The following is a 25,044-nucleotide window of genomic DNA, read 5'->3' on the forward strand; positions in this document are numbered from 1 at the left end:
TGGATGCTCTGGCAATTATTAAAAAATCGGTGTTATTGGGTTAAAGCTTCGGAGATTCTGCAGGGATTTAGGTATGAGGGGATATGAAATTAAATAACTTGGCTAGTAATGGTAACTGGTTGGTTCATTCTTTTAGGATTAAGAGTCTAGGGCGATTTGGTACTGCGATCGCTACCTTGTTAATTCCTTTATTGCCAACAGCGATCGCCTCTGCCCAGGTGGATCACGTGGATCACAAAGATCAGCAACCGATTGTCAGTAATTCTGCCGCCGCAAAACTGGAATTACTCGCCCAATCAGAGCCAGATGCCAAGCCGATCGAGCAACCCTCCAGTGCTGAATTCTGGGCACAGGTCGAACCGATCGTCCAAAACCAGGTCAAGTTAGTTGAGACCCTCTATCAGGCCAGCCAGACCCAAGATCCAGCGATCGTGCGCAAGGTACGCAATCAATTGATCTTGCATGTAAGCGACATTGAGCGATTGCTGCGTCGCTATCCCTATACGGGCGATTGCCCTGATTTTGCTAGTCCTGTTAGTAATAGTCCTGCCGTTAATGCCTTTGCCAAGCTTTCCTCTGGCAATCTCACCCCGTCTGAGGCCTATTGCGGCTTGCAGCTCACCCGCGCCGAACTTTTGCCCCTGTTCCATCGCCTAGCATTTCGGAACCTGATTTTGCAGCGGGAAGGCTTGGAGCTAGAGCCAGTTTTGCTGGTGGATGGCAGTGAGCCCTATTTCGATCCGTTTGAGGATTGGTATTTTCAGAGTACCCGCTTTCCCCGTGAGCGCTACTATGCCAGGCTGCGGGCACAACGCTTGCCACCCCTGGAAATCCCTGAAACCAAGCCCATAAATAAATCTGCGATCGCACCCCATGTGGTGATCAGCACCAAGACAGCGATCGGCTATACCCAACCAGAATTATTTGCGATTACGCCCCCCTCATTGGCGCCCGATAGTTTCATTGGTCAGAGTGCTTTGCTGGCGTTGCGATCGCCCCTGCGCCGCGAGCCCTACGTTTACCGCGACACGATGCAGGTATATTTCCAGGCGATCGATGTCCAGGATTATGCTGACTTTTTAGATACCTATACTGGTACTGGCTTTGCCCTGTTGCAGCCGGAACCGGACGACATCTATACCTTTGCGGTGCAATCTGAGTCATATATTCCACCATTACTAGCAGCCGCACCGACGCTGCCTTCTGGGGGCAAGATCGATCGCCTAGCGATTTCCACCCTCAGCAATCCCTATCAGGGTAATCCCGAAGATTTATTTGAGCCTACTCAAGCCTTGCAAATTGAGCGCGGTGAATTTGAGTTGGCGGGGACAATGCGACCTTTCAATGATTCGCCGTTGATGCTGACGCTGGATGGAGAGCAACTGATTATTAATGGCTATGACCTGGATTATGGCTTTATCCAGAAGTTGGGAGATGTGCCCTTAGATGCGATCGATCTTGATGCCGAGCAAGCGCCGGAAACGGTCAATCCAGCGCTATGGAATTATTTCTGGCGCTATCAACCACCCACCCTGGTCAGTGCATTGAAGTCCCAAAAGCGGCTCTATGCCACAGAAAAATTAACGATTGGCAATGCGGCGATCGTCAGTCAGTTGCCGATCGAGCTGGAGCAAACCTATTTACTGCGATCGGTGGCCTATGATTTACCAGAAGCAGTCACCAATCCGCGTTTATCGATTAGTCGCAATTTTCCCTATCTAGAAATTGCCAACAGTAGCGATGTGTTGATTGCGCTGCGGCCGATCCGCGATCGAAATGGCAGCTATACTATATTATGGCGAATCCTAAAGCGATTCCCCTCGCCACAGATCGAAGACCTGGAACAATATGCACGTATTCGCTAGAACGGCAAAGCTGGGTAAGACTCGTAAAAACAAACGATCGCCGCAACGGTTTTCAATTGCGATCGCTGGTTGTGCGCTGATTTCCTTGCTAGCTGGTTGTAGCGGTACTGATTGGGGAAACCTTGTCGAACGCCGGGTTAGTCCCATTAACAGCGAGATCGAGGTAATCGAATTGCCAACCGATTTCCCCAGCACTGTGCCAATCTATGAGACGGCGCAGCTAGTTGAACTAAAGCGATCGCCCCAGCCAGAGTTCCCCACCTCGGAAAGTTTGGCGGAGCAAGCTAATCGCACCAGTCAGGTATTCACCCAGTGGCAAACTAATGATTCCTTTAACGAGGTAGCTGGTTTCTATCGCGGTGCTTTTAGTCGCAATGGCTGGCGGACTATCTTAATTCCTGGTTTGGAATTACCAGAGGGCGATCGCCTGAATAATTCATCCAATTCGATCGATTCTACTGCTCCCTCTAACTCAACTGCTCAGCCCGATGATTCAAGCAATCCTACAACTCCAACCGAGCAAATCGAGCAAATTGAGCAAACCGAGCAAATAGATCAAACTAATTCACCAACTACAAATACTGCTTCATTCTTGGCACAGAAAGATGATTTACTGGTCACCGTTTCGATCGTGGCCGATGGCGATCGCAATGAGACCAAAATCCTCTTGCAATATGTCCAGAACAATAATTTAAGCAACAATCTCGCTGGTATAACGGCTGGTAACGCCTTACCCAAACCGCCAGGATCATCTGAGCAAGATCAAGATTCAGAGCGATCGCCGCAAGATCAGCAAAGCGATCAATCAACTAAAAATGAGACGGACAATCCCATTGCCGATCAAGATCCGGACGATCGCCCGATTAAATCAGCCGCCAATAACTCCAGCCCCACTGAACCGATCAGCCCCACAAAATTAAGCGATCTCAATACTGTCCCGGCCGCATTACAAACCTTTGTCAAAGATATGGCTAAGCTGGGTGCGATCGATCCTGCCCAGGGCGATCGGCTGCAACCCAATGGCGAAATCAAACGCCGTGACTATGCCAGGTGGCTGGTGCTGGCCAACAATCGCATACATCAAAGCAACCCCAGCCGCCAGATTCGCTTGGCGCTCACGTCAGATAAACCCGCCTTCGCAGATGTAAAATCTGGCGATCCTGATTTTCTTTATATCCAAGCCCTGGCCAATGCGGGATTGATTGGCAATGCCAGCGGTGGGAACCAGAATTTGTTTAGACCCGATGCACCGCTGAGCCGCGAGGAGATGATTGCCTGGAAAGTGCCGCTAGATCTGCGCGATGGCTTACCCAATTCAGCCACGGTGGCAACAGTACAGCAAGCTTGGAATTTTCAAGATAGCGATCGGATTGCACCGGGTGCATTGGTGGCGATCTTGGGCGATGATCAATTGGGCGATCTGTCGAATATTCGCCGCAGCTTTGGCTATACCACCATTTTGCAACCAAAAAAACCCGTCACTCGCGCAGAGGCAGCGGCAGCCCTATGGCATTTTGGCACTGCCACCGATGGCATCTCGGCCAGGGATATTTTGCAAGCCAGTTCAGTAAATCCATCCAATTAAAATCAGGATATACACTTTCTGAACCATTTCCTTTTCAAATTCAACATTAGAATGTAACTTTAATAAAGACAGTAGAGAATATTAAAGGTAAAAAGGAATGAGTAGTTGGGAGCGTGGTGCAGGGCTAGTGCTTGCTTCTGTTGTTATAGCAGCATTTATCGTTTTTATTTTTTTTCCACCTGAATTAAGCGGAGCAACCCTTGCTGTAATTAGATTTCTTGCTGCAATTTCAGCAGCATTATCTGCTTATCTATTTGTCGGGGACTTTTATGCGGAGGGAAAATTACCTTTCTCTAAACTACAAGTGAGGGCTACAGGTGCATTTGCTGCATTTGTTTTAGTGCTTTTACTCTTTTATTACTCTTTAGACCCAAGTGAAGAGAAACCTACAGCCCCAATAACTTCTAAGCAATATACTGCTAGTAATGATTATCTTTTATCCGTTTTATCTGTAATAAAACCTAGCTTCGAAAATCCCTTAGTAAAAAAAACTTTGAATGAAGCTTTAGAGGTTGATAGTATTCCTTACGTTTATGCAGCAAGTCCTGTCTTTAAGACTGTTGAACAATTCGTACTTGAAACCGGAAATAAGGAAAATCTTGATAGTTATCTAAATAATGCCGTGGTTGTTTACGATAGGAGGTATAGCTCAAGTAAAACAAGTGAAGGTAAAATTTACAATAATTACGAAAGTGGCAAAACAGAGGTGACAAAAGTAGATGTTAACGAAAGTGAGGATGAATTTTTTAATAGAAAGCGGTTCAGTGGTCATAATGATGCAGGGTTCTACTTTGCACCGGTAATATCGAATATTCAAACCTCGTTAGAGGATAGTAAATATACTACTTTCTTATCTTACCTGGATTCAGAGAGACGAACTCATGGTTTAAGCGGAGAAATATTCCAGTTCCCAAAACTTGGGAGTATTAGTGATTTAGATTTAACTGATAGTTATTGGAGCAAAAGGTTAGGTTGGATTAAAGGCATTATAAGCAACAATCCAGATGTTCGTGGATTTCTGTCTTTCTCTCATCCATACACTTTAGAATTAACAAATTTCTATAGAGGCTGCAACTTAGAAACATATCGTATTACAAAACAAACACCACTACCTTATATTAAGTTTGTAGATATAACTAATAAACGTCAAAGAACAGTCAAAATAGAAGAGATAAGATACAAGCAGATTGAAGCAATACCTCATAAATTAACTCCTGTAGAGAATAGGGTAGTATTATTTGATGGTTTACCAGAACTAACAAATGAGATAAATTTCAATCTTGAACCTGGTAAGCATTTTTGGATTCCTATTGAGTTTGGATTTGATACACAGTCTCATTTAGTCGAATTAAAAGATTCATATTCCAAAGGCTTAGAGAGTGCTAGTCAAGAGGATTTAGGAAACCTCATTTCAAACAGAGTCTTTATTTCAAGAAAAGTGCAAGATAGTGTCAGAATCTCTCTTGGCCGTGGTAGTGCACCATTAACAAGTGAAGAAGCTCAAGAATTAAGCAACAGCTTATTCAAAGAAGTTTACTTTGATAAAGAGTTTGTAAATCAGACGCAGTCTAGAGACGAGTTGCTAGATTCAATCCCTAAGAGGTTTGCGGTTGGATCAATTTTAGACATAAGTACATTAAAAGTAGATGGAAAAAAAATCAAGATAGATCCCCCTGCAAATGAACCTCCTGTATATATTTCACAGCTTTTCAGGGGTGGAAGCTGCCCTTTTTTAGTCACCTTTAACCATAAGGCTCAAAAGCTTGAGTTGGGAACGGTTTTGTATGGTTTAAAAGACAAATCACTACAAAAGACAGAACTACACTCACTAGGTAGAGGTGTCTCGAGATTTAGAATTGAAGAAAGAGAACCCGAAATTTCCTATATAGATTCCCTCTCTGTCATTTATACAGAGCCTGCAACGGGTGATTCACTAGAAAAGGTTTACCCTCTTCCAGAATTAGAAAGTATTGATGAGCAGTACCTAGTGCTTAAACAGGGTGAGTCATTTGAAGTTGATATCGACAGTCTAATACCTAAAAATGCAACTGAGCTTCAACTAAAAATAAATGGCTACTACGAGGTTTTGGGGCAAAACAATGACTGATTTAAGCTATTTTGCTGATACAGCTCTCTGCGATAAATAAGTTAAATTTAAATTAGTGAGTACGCTAAAAATTTAGCTGAGCCAATAATTCAACAAATTCAGTTGAGGGGAATAGGCTCTTGAGTTCGGTGGACAAGCTGGACTCCAGGTTGAAAAGCGGTTGTTTTTTGCTTAAGCAATTTAAGTAATCAGTTTGTTTATTGATCAGCGCTAAGTAAACATCAGAAAAGTATTTGGGCACGGGCATAATTACGGCATAACTTAAGTTGACATAGGATTGGCTTTAGTTAATTAAAGACCACAAAACCGATCGATTAGTTGGGGTAGCGATCGCTAACCTTTTTACTCCTAGCTTGTAAACCTGGCTTAGGCGATCAACACGTTGGCATGGGCTAATTTCAAGTCATATATTTATTTATAGACTTTTGTGATGTATTTTTTGCACGGCCCTTCTAAGGACAGGTAGAGGCAGGTTTAAAAATACGCCAGGGTTTTAGGAATCTAGTCAGACAGGCTAGAACTATAGCCAGGATGGTTAATTAATTTACAGTCAGTCAGTCAGTCAGCCAGCCAGTGCAAGATTCTCGGTCTGATCAATTAACTGCATCATTTTTATGAAGAGAAGAACTAGAGCCTGTGGGCATTTAGTTCCGGGTGGCTAAGACCGGTTTGGGCGATCGATAGAGCCTGAATCAATCAGTTTAGTACCGCAAATTCAGGAAGGGAACATGACATCACAGCAACAGCTCTTGGATCAAATCGATCGCGTTTTGAGCACCAAACTACGTCAAACACCAGCGATCGTGGCCGACAGTAGGTATTTGATGATGCTGGCTAAAACCTGGCCTTCGACTAAGTTTTCGGTTTCAATCCATGACAACGATAGCGCGTTGACGAAAACCGATAATTCGCTGCAACTGGTGAAAGAAAATTTACAAAAGCTACGCCAGCAATTAGTAAAAACTAATGGTAGTGAGCTTGATCCCAGTGCTGGGCAAGAAGCGCAGGAGATTAATAATCAGTCTGAATTTAATTCTGGGCGATCGCAGATGCCGCCGTTGGAGAGCATTTTACAGGTGGTGTTGTCTTACTATGGCCTGGAAAAGACCATAGACGGGTTAGCAAAGCTGGTGGAAAAAGATGCCAAAGCAGCGTTAAAATTACCAACCCCGAATAAATATTTAGTCAGGCGTTGCCTGTCCCAGAGTTTGCGAATGGCTCATGCTAATTCAATGCTGGTGGGTTCACTTGTCGATACTGAGTAGGTCTGTCGTTGGCTGATCAAGTTCGAGCAGTTTTGCACAGTAAGGATGCTGTCAATAGAATCATCCAAACATAAACGCTAATTCTCAATGCCCAAGGCCTTAAACAGGGCATCAAACTTAATTTTGGTTTCGCCCAATTCCGCATCAAACTTAGAATCAGCCACGATCCCTGCCCCCGCATATAGCCGCGCCTGGTTGCCATCTAGATAGCCAGACCTGATCCCAACTGCAAATGCGCCTTCACCATCACCATTAACCCAGCCGATCGGTGCGGCATACCAACCCCGATCGCACTTTTCCAGCGATTGCATCACCTCGATCGCCACCTGCCGAGGTTCACCGCCCACCGCCGCCGTGGGGTGTAATTGCCCCAAGATATCAAATGCCACGAACCAATCATCCACATTCAATTTGGCCGCGATCGGTGTATGTAGATGCTGCACATTAGAGAGCTTTAGCAATTGCGGCGATCGAATTGGTTCAAGCTCGGCTCCCAGATGACCCAGGCGATCGCAAATCGATTTAACTACAATCCGGTGCTCACTCAGGTCTTTACTACTACGAAGGAGCCGATCGCCCATTTCTTGATCTTGGTCTGGAGAGTTACTCCGCCCGGTTGAACCAGCCACCGCGCCACTTTTGAGCTGCAACTGCTCTTCTTCATGCTCAAATTGCAATAACAATTCGGGCGTAGCCCCCAGGAAAGTGGCTTGACCACCAAAATTAATCGCAAAGTTAATACATTCAGGATAGCTTTGGCGCAACGAATCCAGCACTAAATTTGGCTCAAATTGATCGGCTACCCTCAGCTCCAATGCGCGAGTTAGCACCACCTTATCCAGCTTTCCGGCCTTAATTTCACCTACTGCTTGTTTAACTGCATCAGTCCAGGGGCGATCGCCATTAATCTCATTAATTTCCAGTAGCTTGGGGGAATGGCGGCGATTCTGTTCTATGTTTTGAGCTAGAATTTGATCTTGAGATAGAATTTGATCCTGAGCTAAAGTCTGATCTTGAGCTAAAGTCTGATGAAGACTGCCGATCGCAGGATTAAATTTGGAGCTATTATCTCGACTCTTCTGATCTCGACCAGAGCGATTGAATTGAACTGGTTGAACCGATTGAGCTGGTGGAGTTCCTTGGTTGCTTGCTGGTGCTGGGAATAATTCAACCTGGGTAACCTGGGAGGCAGTATTGCGATCGATTAATCGCATTGGTGGTTCTAGATTCGCTGGGCGATCGCCTGTTAAATCCTGAGCTTGATTGCCAATCACCTCTTTTTTTAGAACATTATAAACATCAGTCAGTTCAGCCTCAATTTGCTGCGGTTGGTCATTGGCGCAAATGCAAGAATTGATCGCCAGGGTACAAAGATTTGCGGTTTTGCGAAGTAGCCACCGGGGCACAAATAATCTAGCGGTGGGGAAATCTGGCCAGGTTTGGTGCATGGGGCGATCGTAGAAGCTAAATCCACCCACAATATATGGCTTGAGGGGCTGACAATTGGGCTGGCCGCCCACCACTGCATCGCTGAGCCACTGTCTGCTCCATTCCCTCGATCGCCTAAAACGATCATGATCATGCTCCTGCTCAGTCGTTAGATCTGGCTCAGCCGCTGCGGTTGATATCACCTGTGGCAAGACTAAAATCATGCCACCCGCTGCGATCGCCAAATTTTGCTGCGGTTGCTCCCAATAAAATCGATACTGACCGGCTTGGCATTTTTGACCAAGGAAAAATAATGGATCAACTTCCTGCCAAGCATAGGAATAAGAGAGTATTAGCGACCGTCCAAGATTCTGGGCTTTGGCGATCGCACCCTCGATCAAATCTTGCAAGGAAGGAGAATTAGTCTTAAGGTCGGCATTTCTGAGCTCTAGATGCATAACTTATATTCTAATAGCTCAGCGCGAATCATTGCCGTTTATCTCTATAGGTTTATATTTCCGTTTATTTCCTGATCCTGGTGCTGCCAAACCTATGTTCAAAAGATCTTGGCAATGCTTAATTCACTGTAAATGGCGATCGCTTAAGTACCCTAATTGCAACCTAAGCGATTACTTTTCAAACGATTACTTTTCATCAAACAGGCATTATATATTGACATAGCATTTATTCAGCAGACTAAGGTTACTGCGGCTATTTTGCTTGCCAATACTGACGATAGGCTAATTCCAGCGCATTGCCTGCCCGCCTAAATATTTTTACCTGGCCAGCATGTAAAGCCATAAACAAACGTTGGAAAGCCAGGGTAAAGATCGCTACTACTAAGCCCGTAGCTGTAGAGACTAAAGCCTGACCAATTCCCTGGGTTAAGTTTTGGGTTTGGCTATTGCTGACGATCTCTCCCAGTTGAATCGAGCTAAAGGATTGAATCAGCCCCAGCACAGTACCCAACAATCCCAGCAATGGTGATAGAGCCACCACTGATTCCAATAGCTTTTCATAGCGCAACATGGCTGATAATTCTTGGTCAGCAGCACTCTCAAGCGCCAATTGGAACAAATCTGGTTCCGGTTTAATTAGAGCCAGCGGGGCATAGAGAAATCGTCCGATCGCTGAGTTGGTGGCAGACTTGGCAATTTCAGCAGCAGCGGGGAAGTCCTTGGCCGCGATCGCTAATATCTCAGTGACAATCTGCTGCTCTTGGCGCAATAAATTAGCCCAGAACCAACAACGCTGGACGATCGCCGCCGCCGCCATAGCCGAAAGTGCCATCAGCGGCCACATCACTGCACCACCAGCCAGAAATAGCTCTTGCATCCTAATCACTTATCCCCACTTAGCAGCGAACGCTAATATTTTAGCCTTTTCAGTTTTAGGCAAAGTTTTTATATAAGCGTTAAATTCGATTGCCAGAAATTGTAGATAGATACTAATATTTGTAGGTAGTGGGTACTTAAAACAATCAACTTTTCTAGATGCAAGCCATAAGGCTTAAGCCAAAAGTCTATCTAGTTGTCTTAGTTTCTTTCCTATGTTGCTAAGGACTGCAAGGGGGGCGAGAGCCTATTTTAGTTAGTTCTTAAATATTCGATTATCAACCATAAATTTGATTCATAGCTAAGTGATGGGAGTTCCCAGATCTATTTCAAATCTTAGTGTTGAGCCTGAATCTAATTAGGGCGGGATTTAAGCAAACAGGAATCTTAGATATATAGATATCGTAAGTATCTAAACTTACTGAATTCTCATGTTCTGTAGATGGGATTATATCAATTTATGTTTTATGTTTAAATTTTGCCATCGAGATGGGGGCGATCGTTGGTAGATATGGTCTACATGAGTCCAATCGGGGAATCAAAATTAATTACACATCCGAATAATTCATTGCTTTAGTAGTTTTGCTCAAAACCTTTGGGCACCTAAAGCTACCATGTGTGGCGGATATTTTAGCCCCTTAGCGGGTTAGGCCAATTAGCGTTTGGAATATTCGTGATGCTTAGAACCTTAATTGCGTCTTGCGTTCGATCGCCCTGAATTATCCCCACAACCGCTTGTAGTTGATCACAAAGTTAATGGCCAAGGGCTAATGCGATCGAAGCCTATTATGTCAAATCTAAATATCTCACCAAGCCTAGATTTAAATAGCTAAGCGATTTAGTAAGCGCTAATTGCTTGGTTGTAAACCTGGCGTATTGAGAACCAAAACAAAAACTAATTACTAAATAATCACAAATTATTGAGGAGTGAAATAGGAGCAGATGGCAGTAAATTTTTTCTTGAATAAAGAAGGTGAGATCGATCCAGGTGTTAGCCAGCGATCGGTCGTTCCCGGTGATTTAGTCACATACAACATCGGGGTGATCAATACCGGTGACATGGATGCAACCAATGTTACCATTTCCGATATTTTCCCGACAGAGCTAACCAATATCACGCCCCAGGCATCCAGTACAGTGCTTGGTTTGACTCCGATCGGCGATCTTGATTTTGGCTCTGCGGTCGGGAACACGTTTGCGGATGATGGTTTAACCCTGAGTCCAGGCGCGGGGATTTTCTATGTAATCGAAGCCACGGTGGCTGACTCTGCCTCGGTTGGGGCAACCATTTTTAACACGGTCAGCGTAGAGGCTGATATGGCTGAGCCGGCAACGTCAACCGATGATAACTTTTTGGTGTCTGCCCCTGTAGATGGGGCTAGCCTGATGGTTAATAAATCTGCTGTTGACGGTGGCACCGTTCTACCCGGTGAGTTTGTAGACTATACGATCGAAGTTGCTAACCTTGGCACTCAGGATACCAATAATGTCAGTATTTTTGATGACCTGCCACCGGAACTGCTAAATGCCCAGTGGACTATTTTTGGCGATGAGGGTGTGGAGCTGGCTAGTGGCACGGGCGATATTGATGTTACTGGGCTAACGATCACGGCTGGTGATACCATCACGGCCACGCTCTCGGCTCAGGTCGATTGTGATCTATCCAGTGGCACTATTCATAATACGGCCACTGCCTTTGATGCGGTCATCAGTGATACGAACCCAAGCAATAATACCGACGATGACAGTAACTTCTCGATCGCTAGCACTTCACCGACCGTCAACCAATTCGGTAACTCATTCTTTGGCTCATTTAATCCTGATCTGATTATCGGCACCATGGCCAATGAGATTATGAATGGTAATGCTGGCGATGATAGTATTTTTGGCAGTGGCGGCATAGACAGGATCAATGGCAATCAAGGCGATGACTTCCTTAATGGTGGTTCAGGCAATGATGTCCTCAATGGTGGCGCAGGCAATGACACGCTCGAGGGTACTTGTACCTCTCTGGGAGTTGGCGAGATCGATCGCTTGACTGGTGGCGGTGGCGCTGGCGCAGATGTATTTGTGCTTGGATCTGAAGTAGGTGCTTACTATGTGGGCAATGGTGATGCAGACTTTGCCTACGTCTCTGATTTCCAATCTGGTGTAGATACGATCGTACTGAATGGGATGTTGGCAGACTATACCTTCATGCAAACCACTGCAAACAACATCAGTGGACAAGGGATCTTCAGGGATGATGACCTGGTGGCGATCGTGCAACAGGGCATGGCAACCCCAGCTGACATCATGTTTGTGGGTGGTGACATGATGATGATTTTATAGAACCCTGCGATCGAATCTGTCTAAACATCAACCTGGCAAATTTGTTTTTTTGCCCATAAGTTAATCTTCAATATTCTTCGATCAAAGCTTCTTGTCTTTATGGCAGGGGGCTTTTGTCGTGATCGCAGCATAATAATAGAAAATCATGATCAAAATATATCAATTACTTACCATTTACGTGGTGGCGGGATATCAAAAAACTTGAGATAGAAAGCGCCCACAAAAAAGCCGCTAATATGCGCCAGATATGCCACCCCTGGCTGTCCCACGTCAGCCATAAAATGCAGCAAAACCTGCAAGGCGATCCAATAGCCCAGAAAAAAGATCGCCGGAATCCGCACCGTGGTAAAAAAGATCACGATCGGAATCAAGGTTACAATCTTGGCGCGGGGAAAGCGCACCACATAGGCTCCCATCACCCCAGCGATCGCCCCACTTGCCCCCACCACCGGAATTTCAGAACCTGGCCCGATCGCCGCCTGTGCCAGTCCCGCCACCAAACCACATACCAAGTAAAAACACAGAAAGCGGATATGGCCAAGTTGTTCTTCGACATTATTACCAAAAATCCACAGAAACCAGACATTGCCAAGCAGGTGTAAAACACCGCCATGCAGAAACTGCGAACTGACCAGAGTGATCGCCTCAGCGGTTGGTCGCTTAAATAATTGCTGTGGGATTACCGCCCAATCGTCAAAGAATCTGATGACTACCTCTGGTGCAGTTTGAAACAGATAAAATTCATAGCCAAAAATCAACACATTGGCCAGAATTAAGCCCCAGACAACCAAAGGCTTAGTTCGGGTGGGATTTTCATCATAAAGAGGGATCATGGGGGCAGTGCATCCAGCGCATCCAGCGTATTAGTTGGGTAGATATAAATAGATTGAATAGGAAAGTAGTAAAAACCGTTACAAATTACTAACCAATCTAACCTCAGGTACTATAGAAATAGGGCTAAAGTCAGATTAAATAGTACATATCAATATTTTATTAAAATAATAATTAAAAGTTGACGTGAGATTAAATTCGAGTCAAGTGCGCGAGTAAGCATAGATTCTATTAAAATAGCCTCTGGTCGATCTGCATGTATGCTCGATCTGTACGATCCGTACGATATTGTACAAAGTTATTTATCAAGTGAGTTATTAAAACTGTCGTGCCAAGCCCCTGAACAAGTTGATTCGATCGCTTGTTGCAGTATTTGGACAATCTCGATCCTAATCCGCACAATGCTCAACTATCTCCTCATTATTAATTAATATCCTAGGCTGTTAGCAAATACCTTTGACCACATATGTTAAACCTGAAAGCTATATTTGGCGATCCCAACAAACGCAAATTAGATAAGTTTCGTCCTGACGTGGCTTTGATCAACTCTTTGGAAGAGGAGATGCATGCCCTTAGCGATGAAGAGTTGCAAGCCAAGACTAACGAGTTTAGAGAACGGATCGAAAAAGGCGAGGATCTCGATGAAATCCTGCCGGAGGCTTTTGCTGTGGTCAGAGAAGCAGGGATCAGGGTATTGGGAATGCGGCACTACGATGTGCAGCTAATCGGCGGCATGGTGTTACACAAAGGTGAGATCGCTGAGATGAGAACCGGTGAAGGAAAAACACTGGTATCAACTTTGCCCAGCTACCTCAATGCGGTCTCTGGTAAAGGCGTTCACATCGTTACGGTGAATGACTATCTGGCTCGTCGGGATGCGGAATGGATGGGACAAATCCATCGGTTTATGGGCTTGAGCGTGGGGCTAATTCAACAGGGCATGGATCCGGCCGAGCGTCAGCGTAACTATGCTTGCGATATTACCTATGCCACTAACAGCGAATTAGGGTTTGATTATCTGCGCGACAATATGGCGACCGCGATGCAAGATGTGGTGCAGCGTCCCTTTAACTATTGTGTGATCGATGAAGTTGATTCGGTGCTGATCGATGAAGCCCGCACACCGTTAATTATTTCTGGTCAGGTTGAGCGCCCCACGGAAAAATATATTGGTGCGGCGGAAATTGCCAAGCAACTGGAGGCGGAAAAACATTATGAGGTGGACGAAAAAGATCGCAATGTGATCCTGACCGATGAGGGATTTGAAGAGTCTGAGCAACTTTTGGGTGTAACCGATCTCTACGATCAAGATGATCCCTGGGCGCATTATGTATTTAATGCAATCAAAGCAAAAGAGTTGTTCAAGAAAGACGTTAACTACATTGTGCGCGATGGTGAAGTGACGATCGTGGATGAATTCACCGGGCGGGTGATGCCAGGTCGGCGCTGGAGTGATGGCTTGCACCAGGCGATCGAAGCTAAAGAGGGCGCAAAAATCGAAAATGAAACCCAAACCCTCGCTTCCATTACCTATCAAAACTTCTTCCTGCTCTATCCCAAGCTGGCGGGCATGACCGGGACAGCCAAGACCGAAGAAGCGGAGTTGGGCAAAATCTATAATCTGGAAGTAACCGCGATCGACACCAATCGTCCCACGCGGCGGGTTGATATTGCCGATGCGGTCTATAAAACTGAAGCAGCTAAATGGCGCGCCGTAGCTGGTAATTGCCAGGAAATGTATGAGCTGGGTCGCCCCGTACTGGTGGGGACTACCAGTGTGGAAAAATCTGAGGTGCTATCCAGGCTGTTGCAGCAAGCAGAGATTCCCCATAATTTGCTCAATGCCAAGCCGGAGAATGTGGAACGGGAAGCGGAAATCGTGGCTCAAGCGGGACGTAAGGGCTCAGTTACGATCGCTACTAACATGGCCGGTCGCGGTACTGACATTATTCTGGGTGGCAATGCCGACTATATGGCAAGGCTGAAAATGCGTGAGTATTTCATGCCCCAGATTGTGCGCCCCGAAGATGATAGCTTGATGGCCAGAGGTCGTGGCGCGATGCCCACCAGACAGCAGGGCGGCCAGGGCTTTAGTGGTGAAGCGGAGCCAAAGAAAAGCTGGAAGGCGGCCACCGATCGACTTTTCCCCACTGAGCTATCCGACGAATCTAAAAATACACTCAAAGCGGCAGTTAATCTTGGTGTTGAGACCTTAGGGTCACAGAGCATTACGGAGCTGGAAGCCGAAGAAATGTTGGCGATCGCTTCTGAAAAAGGGCCGATCGATGATCCAGTAGTGATCAAGCTGCGCGAGGCTTTTAATCTAATTCGGAAAGAATATTCCAACTACACTGATGCAGAGCACGATGAAGTAATTGAGCTGGGCGGATTGCATGTGATTGGCACCGAACGCCATGAATCGCGCCGGATTGATAACCAGTTGCGCGGTCGTTGTGGTAGGCAAGGTGACCCTGGTTCAACCTTATTTTTCTTGAGCCTGGAAGATAACCTGATGCGCATCTTTGCTGGCGATCGAGTCAAGGCTTTGATGAATGCATTCCGGGTAGAAGAGGATTTACCAATCAGTTCTGGCTTACTCACCCGCAGCCTGGAAACGGCTCAGAAGAAGGTGGAGACCCATTACTACGACATGCGCAAACGTGTGTTTGAGTATGATGAGGTGATGAATAATCAACGCCGGGCGATCTATGCGGAGCGCCGCCGCGTGCTAGAAGGTGAGGATCTGCGTGGGCGGGTGATTGAATATGCGGAGCGCACCATGGATGACATTGTCGAAGCCTATGTCAATCCCGATCTACCACCGGAAGAGTGGGATATTACCAGCATGACCAATAAGGTAAAAGAATTTGTGAACCTGTTGCAAGATCTTGAGCCAGAACACCTTGATGATATGTTTATGCCAGAAATAAAAGCTTTTCTGCGCGAAGAGGTACGCCGCGTCTATGAGATCAAAGAAGCCAAGATTGATTCAATTCAGCCAGGTTTAATGCGGCGGGTGGAGCGATTCTTTATTTTGCAGCAGATTGATATGCTGTGGCGTGAGCACCTGCAGGCGATGGAAGCATTACGAGAGGCGATCTCCCTGCGTGGCTATGGCCAAAAAGACCCATTGGTGGAATATAAAAGTGAAGGCTATGAGGTCTTTTTAGACATGATGACCAATATTCGCCGCAATGTGGTTTATTCGATCTTTGAGTACGATCCACAACCACAACCGCAGCAAATCACGGCTGAATTTGTCTAGTTTTGGCCTGGTTACTTGTAAGCAATAAGAAGCTATTGAATTATATTCAAGCAGCGCAAATCTAGGCTGAACCGCGTAAAACGGAACAACTAAAAATGTTTATTGGTCAGAGAGCTTGTGCATCATCACAGGCTCTCATGTTTTTTATTAATCACCGTCAATTTCAATCGAATCCTAGAAAAAAATCTAAACATAATACGATCGACCAGGCTTTAGATCGATCGCCATACCTCTATCTCATCTGTAATCCGTTAGTCCGTTTGGTTAAATTCCCTCAGCCAATACAACGAGCTATAAAAATAGCGATCGCCGCATGTCTATGGCTTGCCCTACCAATCAAACCAAGTATGGCCAATGATTATTCATATCTACCCCGCAGTTATATTGGCACTTCCGAGTTACTCACCGCCGAAGATTCACCCCTGGCGATCGGCGATACATTTAAATCCTTTAGCGAGCTAAGTGATTATGGCGATCGAGTCATGCCAAATATTACTGGCCGTTTGAAAATGGGTAGCTTTTCGTTGCGCACTTCACTTTTAGTAAACGAAACCCAAACCGCATTGGTGCCAGCCCTCTCCTTTGATCTACCCGTAGGCCAATTCACCAATGTTTATGTGGGCGCGGGGGGATTAATCCGCAAGGAAACCACCACCACCGGCGATCGGCACAGCCGCGATTTTGCGCTGCAACCGGGTGCAGAAATGAGCCTGAATCGAAATTTATTGTTATATGGCAATCTGGTGATCCCCTTCGATCGGCAATGGCAAGTCGATCAAACCCGCACTTCAATCCAGGGTGGAATCGGGATTCAGTTTTAGCTAACTAAATTCTTAAAATTGCGATGGCATCCCCTAAATTAACTTATATAAAAGCAAGCGTGCTCCATAAAGACGGCAAATGCTATGATTTAGACGCTTATCGGAGCGGATAGAAAAGCCTGATAATAGGGTTTACTAGAGGTTAATAAGGATTAGGTAGTAGTGGCACAGACAAAAACACTCAGCGATCGTGACTATGCACCTTTGTTCAACTTAGCCAACCAAAATAACCAGCGGTATAAATTACATGAACATGCTGGTAAGGTGGTGGTGCTGTTTTTCTATGCCAGCGATCGCCTGCCTGCCTGTCAAAAGATTGCCCAATCGTTTCAGGCCAAAATCGAGCAATTCCACAAGCTAGGCGTTGAAGTAGCATCGATCGCCCCTGATTCAGTATCTGAACGAGCCGAATTTGCCCAATCCCAGGGCATCTCGTTCCCTCTACTAGCAGATCAAAATGCCAAAATATGCAAAGAATATGGCATCTTGCATGAACAGCAAGCCGAGGGCAGAACTGATTATGTTTTCCATCGCGCCATATTTTTGATCAATCCCAATTTGCGCATCTTTAAAATTTATAATGCCGCTAGTCTGGCTGATCCTGCCGCTGCTGTCTTGAGCGATATTACAGAAATGTTCCCGTCCCAGGTGCCCCAACATTTGGTAAATCATGCACCGGTATTATTAATCCCCAATGTGATTTCGCCGGAATTCTGTCAGGAGCTAATTGATGTCTGGCATACCAGGGGCAATCAGGATTCTGGGTTTATGCGCTCTGAGGGTGAAAAGACAGTGGGTTATCTGGACTATGAACATAAAATTCGCCGCGATCATTTCGTGCGGGAAGGACAACTGCGCGATCGAATCGATCGGATCATGAATCGTCGGGTTTTCCCAGAAATAAAAAAAGCTTTTTGCTATGAAGTGACCCGCCGCGAAGCCTATAAGATCGCCTGCTATAACTCGGCATCCGGCGGCTATTTTCGACCCCACCGCGATAATTTAACCGGCGGCACTGCCCACCGTAAGTTTGCCATGACCCTCAATCTCAATGTGGAGGAATATGAGGGAGGGTATTTGAAATTTGCGGAATATGGCCCCCATTTATATAAACCAACCACTGGAAGCGCGGTGATCTTTAGTTGCTCATTGCTCCATGAGGCCACTGATGTGACTGCTGGCATTAGGTTTGCATTGCTTAGTTTCTTTTATAGCGACAATGAGGCGCAGCACCGGACTGAATATGAAACCAAGGCAAAAAATGATTACGCTCAGGTTGTGGTTAAGCATTAGAGCTTTGGCACTAAAGTAAATACCCTTCTTATACTTGCGATCGGTCAAAAAACCCGAAATCACATAAAAGCAAAGCCCCCGATCATGTTCAGGGGCTTTAACTATTTAATTAGTAGGTTAATTAGTAGGGCAAACCTCAGTTAGAAATTAAATTAGACTATTTTACTAGCTCAATTCCAACTTGATTTAAATAACCTACTTATCCAATGCCGGCATTTCCAATACAGCTTCAGTCTCACGGGTAATACCTTTCTCGAACCCAGCTACGGCAGCACGGGCACGACCAGCATGCCAGAGGTGACCAACCAGGAACATGAAAGATAGCACGAAGTGAGAAGTAGACAACCAGGAACGGGGCGAAACAAAGTTCACCGCGTTGATTTCGGTAATAACACCACCAACTGAGTTCAAGGAACCCAAAGGAGCATGGGTCATATATTCAGCGGCACGACGAATCTGCCAGGGCTGAATGTCATTTTGCAGCTTGTCGATATCCAAGCCATTAGGACCACGTAGGGGCTCCAACCAGGGAGCACGCAAATCCCAGAAACGCATTGTTTCACCACCAAAGATAACTTCTCCAGTAGGCGATCGCATCAAATACTTACCCAAACCAGTCGGGCCTTGCGAAGTACCAATGTTAGCACCTAGCTTTTGGTCGCGAACAATAAAGGTAAATGCTTGCGATTGTGAGGCTTCAGCACTAGTTGGGCCATAGAATTCACTAGGATATACGGTGTTGTTAAACCAAACAAAGCAAGTAGCGATAAATGCCATCAAAGACAGGGCACCAAGGCTGTAGGAAAGATAAGCTTCACCGGACCAGATCGAAGCACGACGAGACCAGCCAAAGGGCTTGGTCAAAATATGCCAGATACCGCCACCGATGCAGATTAAACCAATCCAAATATGACCGCCAACCACATCTTCCAGGTTATTCACACCAACCATGTTACCTTTGCCGCCAAAGGGAGAAGCAAGCACATAGCCAAAGATTTTAACCGGGTTGAGGGTGGGGTTAGTGATGATTCTGACATCACCACCACCAGGAGCCCAGGTATCATAAAGACCACCAACGAACATAGCCTTGATTACTAGCAAGAGCGCACCACAACCAAGCAGGATCAGGTGGAAACCGATGATCGAAGTCATCTTATCCTTGTCCTTCCAGTCATAGCCAAAAAAGTCGGAATAGCTCTCTAGGGCTTCAGGGCCACGTAGGGCATGGTAAATACCACCTAAGCCAAGTACGGCAGATGAGATCAGGTGTAAAACCCCTACTACAAAGTATGGAAAAGTATTGATAACTTCACCACCAGGGCCAACACCCCAGCCTTGAGCAGCCAGGTGAGGCAAAAGAATCAAGCCCTGCTCATACATGGGCTTTTCGGGCACAAAGTGAGATACCTCAAACAAGGTCATCGCCCCTGCCCAGAATACAATCAGGCCAGCATGGGCGACATGGGCACCCAGCAGTTTGCCAGATAAGTTGATCAGGCGAGCATTCCCAGACCACCATGCAAATCCAGTGGTGTCTTGGGTACGGCCGCCAACTCCCAATTCATTAAAATTGATAGTTGTTGTCACGAAGGATTTCTCCTCTACTACTCTCTATCTAAAACAAGAAAACAAAAAACGAACATTTAGCAATTATTTATGATTGCTGATTAAACATTAGAGCCTAGGAATTAGGGTATCTAGCTAGTTGATTTTGATTCACTACTAAATACAATAATTCATTTTTAGTAACTTTTAGAACCAGTGGCCAGTCGCTACATGCACATCGGCTGAACAACTGACCACTGCAATACTAACCTTAACGCGGTACTAGCCGAATTTGACCAAATCACCAAAGTTATAGGGCGTTACCACGAGGTAGAACTTCTTCAGGGAAGACAAACCCACGACCAATTTGATCTTGGGGAGCCATCCAAGCACGAATACCATCGTTTAGCAGCAAGTTCTTGGTGTAGAAAGTTTCAAATTCAGGGTCTTCCGCTGCGCGAATTTCCTGGGAAACAAAGTCATAGGCACGCAAGTTGACAGCCACACCAACGATCCCAATGCTAGCCATCCACAAGCCCATGACTGGTACAAATAGCATAAAGAAGTGCAACCAGCGCTTGTTGGAGAAAGCAATACCAAAGATTTGGCTCCAGAACCGGTTAGCAGTAACCATGGAGTAGGTTTCTTCAGCTTGGGTTGGGGTGAACTGTACAAACGTGTTTGCACCCTCACCATCTTGATACAGGGTGTTTTCAACCGTTGCACCATGAATCGCACAAAGTAATGCTCCACCCAGGATACCAGCCACGCCCATCATGTGGAATGGATTGAGAGTCCAGTTGTGGAAACCTTGGAAGAATAGGATGAAACGGAAGATACCGGCTACACCGAAACTAGGTGCAAAGAACCAACCAGCTTGACCCAAAGGATATAGCAAGAACACCGAGGTGAATACGGCGATCGGGCCAGAAAATGCGATCGCATTATATGGACGGATACCGACCAAGCGAGCAATTTCAAACTGACGCAGCATAAAGCCAATTAAGGCAAATGCACCATGCAGGGCAACGAAGGTCCAGAGACCACCGATTTGACACCAGCGGGTAAAGTCACCTTGGGCTTCAGGCCCCCACAGGAATAAGAGAGAGTGGCCAAAGCTGAGTGCAGGTGTAGAAACAGCTACAGTCAAGAAGTTGGCACCCTCTAGATAGCTAGAAGCAAGTCCGTGGGTATACCAAGAAGTAACAAAAGTAGTACCAGTCAACCAGCCACCCAGAGATAGGAAAGCGGTTGGGAATAGCAACAAGCCACTCCAGCCTACGAATACAAAACGGTCTTTTTTAAGCCAATCGTCGAGGACATCAAACCATCCTCTTCCGGCTTGTTGAGACCGACCAATTGCGATGGTCATAGATACAAACCCCTCTAAATCTTTTCCTCAATTGATATAATTACAGAATTTTTTATTCCGCTTTCTAATACTCGATATTTCGCAAAACACAGCAGTAAATTGCCGATCTGCAAGGGAGTTAGTAGTATTTGCAATCTAAAAAAAATAGATTTACAAGTCTAAAAATATAGATAGATATTTATATAGGCAGTTGCTAAATACAACTATACTAACTTTAACCTAAGCATAGGTACAATAATCACCGCTGGATATGCGATTTTCAAGTCAGAGTGCGGGTAGCAGATATGGGCAGAACTTAAAATTCATGCCAAGCCATGCACTGCCATGCTAAGGGAGAAACTAAATCCCTCAAATATTGAGTGTTAGAGATATACGAGTATCTTAACACAACTTTACTTTCAGCCCAAAAACCTTTACATAGTTACTTTTTAGCGATCGCATACCAACCTTATAAGCACTCAATCAATTGCAGGGCAAGCATCCTAGTACTTTGGCTGTATAGACAAATACTTCGCAACACTTCGCAAAGTTTACATTTTCTTAATCTTTTTTTGGTGCTGTTTGATAAGAATCACCTGGTTTCGGGGTATTATTATAGGTATTATTACCCAATTTATTCCTTGCCGATCGCCACAGAATTGGTAGGATTGCCAAAATGGTTAGAAATAATAGGGCAAAAAACAGCGATCGGCCATCATGACTATGCATTGCCTCGTTTCCTGATGCCCCTAGCCAGGTGTAGGCAAATGTACCAGGAATAATCCCAATAAAAGTACCAATGCTATAGGGCCAGATATTCACTGGCGTAAGACCAAACAAAAAGTTAATGATGTTAAAGGGGGCGATCGGCGAGAACCGAACTGCAATCACTACATTAATCTGTTGTTTTTCAATACATATACAGATATTGTTCAACAGGCAATACTGCCCTAGCCACTTCTCTATGCGGTTATTGAGGAAGTAACGCGCCAACAGAAAAGCACCGATCGCGCCAAGGGTTGCGCCGATCGCCGACCAAACAGTCCCCCAGAACACGCCAAATACCACACCACCGGCCAGGGTTGGCACTAGGCCAGGCATACCCACCATCGTGATCAGAGCGTAAACCAGAACAAACAAAACCGGTGCCCAAAAACCCAGCATTTCCAGGTACATCACTAGTGCATCCTGATCAAATATTTTCTTCAGGGGGGTAACGCTAAATATTAAAACAATTAAGATTAGCCAGAGCGATCCCCTTACGCCACGTTTTAGCCAGCGTCGCCATCTGTATTGACGGGCAGCATGGGCATATTTGCTGGTTTGGCGATCGCAGTTAGGCATAATTAGGCATAAATCCTTACAACAGTGCACCGCCGCAACTAGAGCCACTGCCAGCCGTACAGCCGTAGCAAAAATTAGCAGTGCGAATTCGTTCAATTAAGTCCAGTTTCCCCACCGCCAACAACTTAGCCACAGTTAGCTTTTCCCCTTGACCAGAACAGGCTGGCAAGTCTTCCATCTGGTTAAAATCGCAATCGAAAACATTGCCCAGATAGTCGATCGACAATTGATTGCGGCACATCAGACCAGGGATTGTATCAGCGTTGTAACTGGTTTCCAGAAACTTGGTATAGGGCTGGGCTAACTTCAATCGCTCTAGATGAAACTTGGTGCGCCCCACAGGCAGGTTGGTAATCGTAAACAAGTTGTTGAACACAATGCCAAAATGCGCTTGCAGAAAAGCTTTATAATCCTGTTCTAGTCTGGCTTGCTGCGGTGGCAAGGAAAATTTTTCACTAATCGGCAGGGCTGGATTATAAACCAGGTCTAAAATTAAGTCAGCATCTTGGCCATAGCCCAATTGATTGAGAATCTGGATCGCCTTAATCGATTCATCATAAACGCCTTTGCCCCGCATTTTATCCACATTATCTTCTAAATAGCAGGGCAACGAAGCTACAATTCGCAAACCCAAACTAGCGCAATATTCTGGCAGGTCTTCATAACCGGGCTCAAAGTAAATGGTCAGATTCGATCGCACAATTACTTCTTTGCCCTTGGCACGTGCTGCTTCGGCGATCGCCCGAAACCCATAATTCATCTCCGGTGCGCCACCAGTAAGATCAACTGTTTCGATTTGATCGAAGGTTTGGATTACCTCAATTAATTGCTCACAAACTTCCGGCGAAAGCTCCTCGGTGCGCTTAGGGCCAGCTTCAACATGACAATGGCTGCAGGCCAGATTGCAACGTTTGCCCAAATTTATTTGCAAAACCGTGATTTCTTGCTTAGTGAGTGGCTCACCCAGTTTTTGGGTGAATGGAGTGACTTTGTCAGCGCTAGTTGCGATCGCCTTTGTTTGCATAAGCTTTCCTTAATCTAGTTTTGTTAGTGATATGCATCATACCTAACTAAACTGAGATACGGCTTAGGAATGGACTTGGATTTCGGTTTTAACCAGATTTAATCAACACCAGCCCGATCAACCGTGGCTATATCTCCCAAGCTCAAGCCTGGTTTTATTAAAGTTATTTAAGCAAAGGCTGCAACTATTAAGCTTTACCTACGAGCAAGATGCTGGCATTGCTGCCCCTGGATTAGCCTAAAAAAAATCTGCCTACTATGCCAAACCCCTAAAACTAGAGAGTTGGCAATGGTAGACAACTAAGTTGATTCAAATGAGTTGATTCAAATGAGTTGATTCAAATGAGTTGATTCAAAATATTTGATTTTTTAGCGCTAGCGCTCTAGCCCAGATCTTCCGGCGGATTGGGCGGCATCATATCAATCCTGCCCGGTACTGGTTTTTGATTGGGCTGTAAACCCGATAGCATTTGAGACAGTTGGAAAGAATCTAAAGCGCTTCTAGTCTCGCGTACCTTATGCCACACCGATCGCGCCATCATCAAAGAATAGCGCACTGGCTTGGCCTTGACTTGTTCTAGGTATGCTTCCCGCTCTGGCTGATAGTCCGCCGAAGAAACTAACAAGCCGATCGCTTCTTCTGAGTCAGCTATTTTTTGCTGGGTCAAAATTTGCGCCACCTTGGTAATTAGCTCTGGATAGAGCCAGGTATGTGCTGGATGCACCGTCAGTTGGCATTTATGACCATTATTACCATTGGCTTGACCAGGCTGCAATAAGAAATAGCCGATCGCCGCCTTGCGCTGGGGCTCATATACATATGCCTTGATTTCTGTAGCAGTGTTGAGCATCTGTTGGGCATAATCGAGCAGCCCCTCGACCAGATTCTGGCGAAAATCATTGGGGCCAAGGTCATACACCTGTCTGATTTGAGGCGGCATTGAGGCTGTATCTAGTTGATAGAGCAAACTGGCATCGGCGTTGTTCACCGACATCAAATTGGGCAATGCAGCTTGATTTTGAGCTAGTTCAGTGAGTAGCTCCGCCGAAATTTCCCACTCGGTAAGTTGCGCCAACGGTTGGAAGCCATTCTGGCGATAGAGGGCGATCGCATCCTTTTCATTCACATCTGCTTCGGCCACCCAGGTGCGTGCCTCCCAGCAAGAATCGAGGCAACAACGAATTAACTGGGTACCAACTTTTTGCATCGAAGCACTAGCAACCGTAGCGATTCGCTCAATCTGCCAGGTACTATGGCTACTGTTGATCGGTGCTACCTTAATAAAACCTACTACCTGTCCATTTTGTTCAGCCACATGTAACCTGAACATATGTTGCCAGGGAATCGGTAGCCAGCTAGTTAATTTAGTCAGGCCAAACAAGTCATCAGCACGATCGAAATCAGCATGATCGGGCAAGGCAAAATCGTTGAGTTGCCCATCTCGTTGCAATCGTTCAATCGTTTCTAGGTCACCGTAATGGGCAGGGCGAATATTGATAGAAGCGGATGGAAAGGTTGACATAGCGATCGCCTCATAATTGCAGGCTAGGTTTGATGATTGAATTGCAATTGTTTATGTTTATTTTGAGCTGCTTAACCCACGATGGTGAAGGCATGCTTGCTCTTTTGAGAGCTCTAGGAACTTAACTAGTTGT

At 45.6% G+C, this 25,044-nt stretch carries 16 protein-coding genes; 8 read left to right on the forward strand and 8 right to left on the reverse strand.

Annotated elements, in window-relative coordinates; translation table 11 throughout:
- Positions 1-83: 83 nt before the first annotated feature.
- The 4 genes from PSE7367_RS01030 (at position 84) to PSE7367_RS01050 (ending at position 6,822) form a co-directional block, all read left to right on the forward strand.
- The gene (locus PSE7367_RS01030) at positions 84-1,865 is read left to right on the forward strand and encodes a hypothetical protein (RefSeq protein ID WP_015163499.1); all 1,782 of its coding nucleotides are present in this window, start codon (positions 84-86) and stop codon (positions 1,863-1,865) included.
- A complete protein-coding gene (locus PSE7367_RS19925; RefSeq protein WP_015163500.1) occupies positions 1,849-3,450 on the forward strand; it encodes an S-layer homology domain-containing protein in 1,602 nt (533 codons plus the stop codon). Before PSE7367_RS01030 ends, PSE7367_RS19925 begins: the two co-directional genes overlap by 17 nt.
- A 97-nt stretch (positions 3,451-3,547) precedes the next feature.
- Positions 3,548-5,557 carry a hypothetical protein gene (locus PSE7367_RS01040; RefSeq protein WP_015163501.1) on the forward strand — a complete coding sequence of 670 codons (2,010 nt, stop codon included), beginning with the start codon at positions 3,548-3,550 and terminating at the stop codon, positions 5,555-5,557.
- Between the two features lie 728 nt (positions 5,558-6,285).
- Entirely contained in the window at positions 6,286-6,822 is a 537-nt protein-coding gene (locus tag PSE7367_RS01050; RefSeq protein WP_015163503.1) for a hypothetical protein, read from the forward strand.
- Positions 6,823-6,899: 77 nt separating this feature from the next.
- Here the strand turns inward: PSE7367_RS01050 and PSE7367_RS19930 are convergent, their stop codons facing one another.
- Complete coding sequence (locus PSE7367_RS19930) at positions 6,900-8,708, reverse strand: isochorismate synthase (RefSeq protein WP_015163504.1); 1,809 nt, start codon at positions 8,706-8,708, stop codon at positions 6,900-6,902.
- 253 nt (positions 8,709-8,961) lie between these two features.
- Entirely contained in the window at positions 8,962-9,585 is a 624-nt protein-coding gene (locus PSE7367_RS01060) for a MotA/TolQ/ExbB proton channel family protein (protein WP_015163505.1), read from the reverse strand.
- Positions 9,586-10,526: 941 nt separating this feature from the next.
- Here PSE7367_RS01060 and PSE7367_RS19935 point away from each other — a divergent pair.
- Positions 10,527-11,915: a DUF11 domain-containing protein gene (locus PSE7367_RS19935; protein ID WP_015163506.1), complete on the forward strand. Its 1,389-nt coding sequence runs from the start codon at positions 10,527-10,529 to the stop codon at positions 11,913-11,915.
- Positions 11,916-12,082: 167 nt separating this feature from the next.
- On the opposite strand, the gene PSE7367_RS01070 is transcribed toward PSE7367_RS19935, so the two are convergent.
- The gene (locus PSE7367_RS01070; protein ID WP_015163507.1) at positions 12,083-12,748 is read right to left on the reverse strand and encodes a rhomboid family intramembrane serine protease; all 666 of its coding nucleotides are present in this window, start codon (positions 12,746-12,748) and stop codon (positions 12,083-12,085) included.
- Positions 12,749-13,212: 464 nt separating this feature from the next.
- Here PSE7367_RS01070 and secA point away from each other — a divergent pair, with 464 nt between their 5' ends.
- From secA to PSE7367_RS01085, 3 genes are all read left to right on the forward strand, one after another.
- The gene (secA, locus tag PSE7367_RS01075) at positions 13,213-16,011 is read left to right on the forward strand and encodes a preprotein translocase subunit SecA (protein WP_015163508.1); all 2,799 of its coding nucleotides are present in this window, start codon (positions 13,213-13,215) and stop codon (positions 16,009-16,011) included.
- A 137-nt stretch (positions 16,012-16,148) separates the two neighbouring features.
- The gene (locus PSE7367_RS01080; protein WP_015163509.1) at positions 16,149-16,832 is read left to right on the forward strand and encodes a hypothetical protein; all 684 of its coding nucleotides are present in this window, start codon (positions 16,149-16,151) and stop codon (positions 16,830-16,832) included.
- A gap of 162 nt (positions 16,833-16,994) precedes the next feature.
- Positions 16,995-18,125 carry a redoxin domain-containing protein gene (locus tag PSE7367_RS01085; protein WP_015163510.1) on the forward strand — a complete coding sequence of 377 codons (1,131 nt, stop codon included), beginning with the start codon at positions 16,995-16,997 and terminating at the stop codon, positions 18,123-18,125.
- 195 nt (positions 18,126-18,320) lie between these two features.
- On the opposite strand, the gene psbC is transcribed toward PSE7367_RS01085, so the two are convergent.
- The 5 genes from psbC to PSE7367_RS01110 form a co-directional block, all read right to left on the reverse strand.
- The gene (gene psbC, locus PSE7367_RS01090; RefSeq protein ID WP_015163511.1) at positions 18,321-19,712 is read right to left on the reverse strand and encodes a photosystem II reaction center protein CP43; all 1,392 of its coding nucleotides are present in this window, start codon (positions 19,710-19,712) and stop codon (positions 18,321-18,323) included.
- A 268-nt stretch (positions 19,713-19,980) separates the two neighbouring features.
- Positions 19,981-21,042 (reverse strand): photosystem II D2 protein (photosystem q(a) protein), encoded by a 1,062-nt coding sequence (psbD, locus tag PSE7367_RS01095; RefSeq protein ID WP_015163512.1) that lies wholly within the window; start codon positions 21,040-21,042, stop codon positions 19,981-19,983.
- A 540-nt stretch (positions 21,043-21,582) separates the two neighbouring features.
- Positions 21,583-22,365: a TVP38/TMEM64 family protein gene (locus PSE7367_RS01100; RefSeq protein WP_015163513.1), complete on the reverse strand. Its 783-nt coding sequence runs from the start codon at positions 22,363-22,365 to the stop codon at positions 21,583-21,585.
- Between the two features lie 16 nt (positions 22,366-22,381).
- On the reverse strand, positions 22,382-23,389 hold the full coding sequence (gene arsS, locus PSE7367_RS01105; protein WP_015163514.1) for an arsenosugar biosynthesis radical SAM (seleno)protein ArsS: 1,008 nt from the start codon (positions 23,387-23,389) through the stop codon (positions 22,382-22,384).
- Between the two features lie 382 nt (positions 23,390-23,771).
- Positions 23,772-24,911: a GNAT family N-acetyltransferase gene (locus PSE7367_RS01110; protein ID WP_015163515.1), complete on the reverse strand. Its 1,140-nt coding sequence runs from the start codon at positions 24,909-24,911 to the stop codon at positions 23,772-23,774.
- Positions 24,912-25,044 lie beyond the last annotated feature (133 nt).

The sequence above is a fragment of the Pseudanabaena sp. PCC 7367 genome (assembly GCF_000317065.1).
GTDB lineage: Bacteria > Cyanobacteriota > Cyanobacteriia > Pseudanabaenales > Pseudanabaenaceae > Thalassoporum > Thalassoporum mexicanum.

Bases quoted from the DNA above. Each gene is read 5' to 3' on its own strand.
- PSE7367_RS01080 (WP_015163509.1), top strand. From the start codon at position 16,149: ATGTTTTTTATTAATCACCGTCAATTTCAATCGAATCCTAGAAAAAAA.
- PSE7367_RS01060 (WP_015163505.1), bottom strand. From the start codon at position 9,585: ATGCAAGAGCTATTTCTGGCTGGTGGTGCAGTGATGTGGCCGCTGATG.
- secA (WP_015163508.1), top strand. From the start codon at position 13,213: ATGTTAAACCTGAAAGCTATATTTGGCGATCCCAACAAACGCAAATTA.
- PSE7367_RS01100 (WP_015163513.1), bottom strand. From the start codon at position 22,365: ATGCCTAACTGCGATCGCCAAACCAGCAAATATGCCCATGCTGCCCGT.
- PSE7367_RS01040 (WP_015163501.1), top strand. From the start codon at position 3,548: ATGAGTAGTTGGGAGCGTGGTGCAGGGCTAGTGCTTGCTTCTGTTGTT.
- PSE7367_RS01050 (WP_015163503.1), top strand. From the start codon at position 6,286: ATGACATCACAGCAACAGCTCTTGGATCAAATCGATCGCGTTTTGAGC.
- PSE7367_RS19925 (WP_015163500.1), top strand. From the start codon at position 1,849: ATGCACGTATTCGCTAGAACGGCAAAGCTGGGTAAGACTCGTAAAAAC.
- PSE7367_RS01110 (WP_015163515.1), bottom strand. From the start codon at position 24,911: ATGTCAACCTTTCCATCCGCTTCTATCAATATTCGCCCTGCCCATTAC.
- PSE7367_RS01030 (WP_015163499.1), top strand. From the start codon at position 84: ATGAAATTAAATAACTTGGCTAGTAATGGTAACTGGTTGGTTCATTCT.
- PSE7367_RS19930 (WP_015163504.1), bottom strand. From the start codon at position 8,708: ATGCATCTAGAGCTCAGAAATGCCGACCTTAAGACTAATTCTCCTTCC.
- arsS (WP_015163514.1), bottom strand. From the start codon at position 23,389: ATGCAAACAAAGGCGATCGCAACTAGCGCTGACAAAGTCACTCCATTC.
- PSE7367_RS01070 (WP_015163507.1), bottom strand. From the start codon at position 12,748: ATGATCCCTCTTTATGATGAAAATCCCACCCGAACTAAGCCTTTGGTT.
- psbD (WP_015163512.1), bottom strand. From the start codon at position 21,042: ATGACCATCGCAATTGGTCGGTCTCAACAAGCCGGAAGAGGATGGTTT.
- PSE7367_RS19935 (WP_015163506.1), top strand. From the start codon at position 10,527: ATGGCAGTAAATTTTTTCTTGAATAAAGAAGGTGAGATCGATCCAGGT.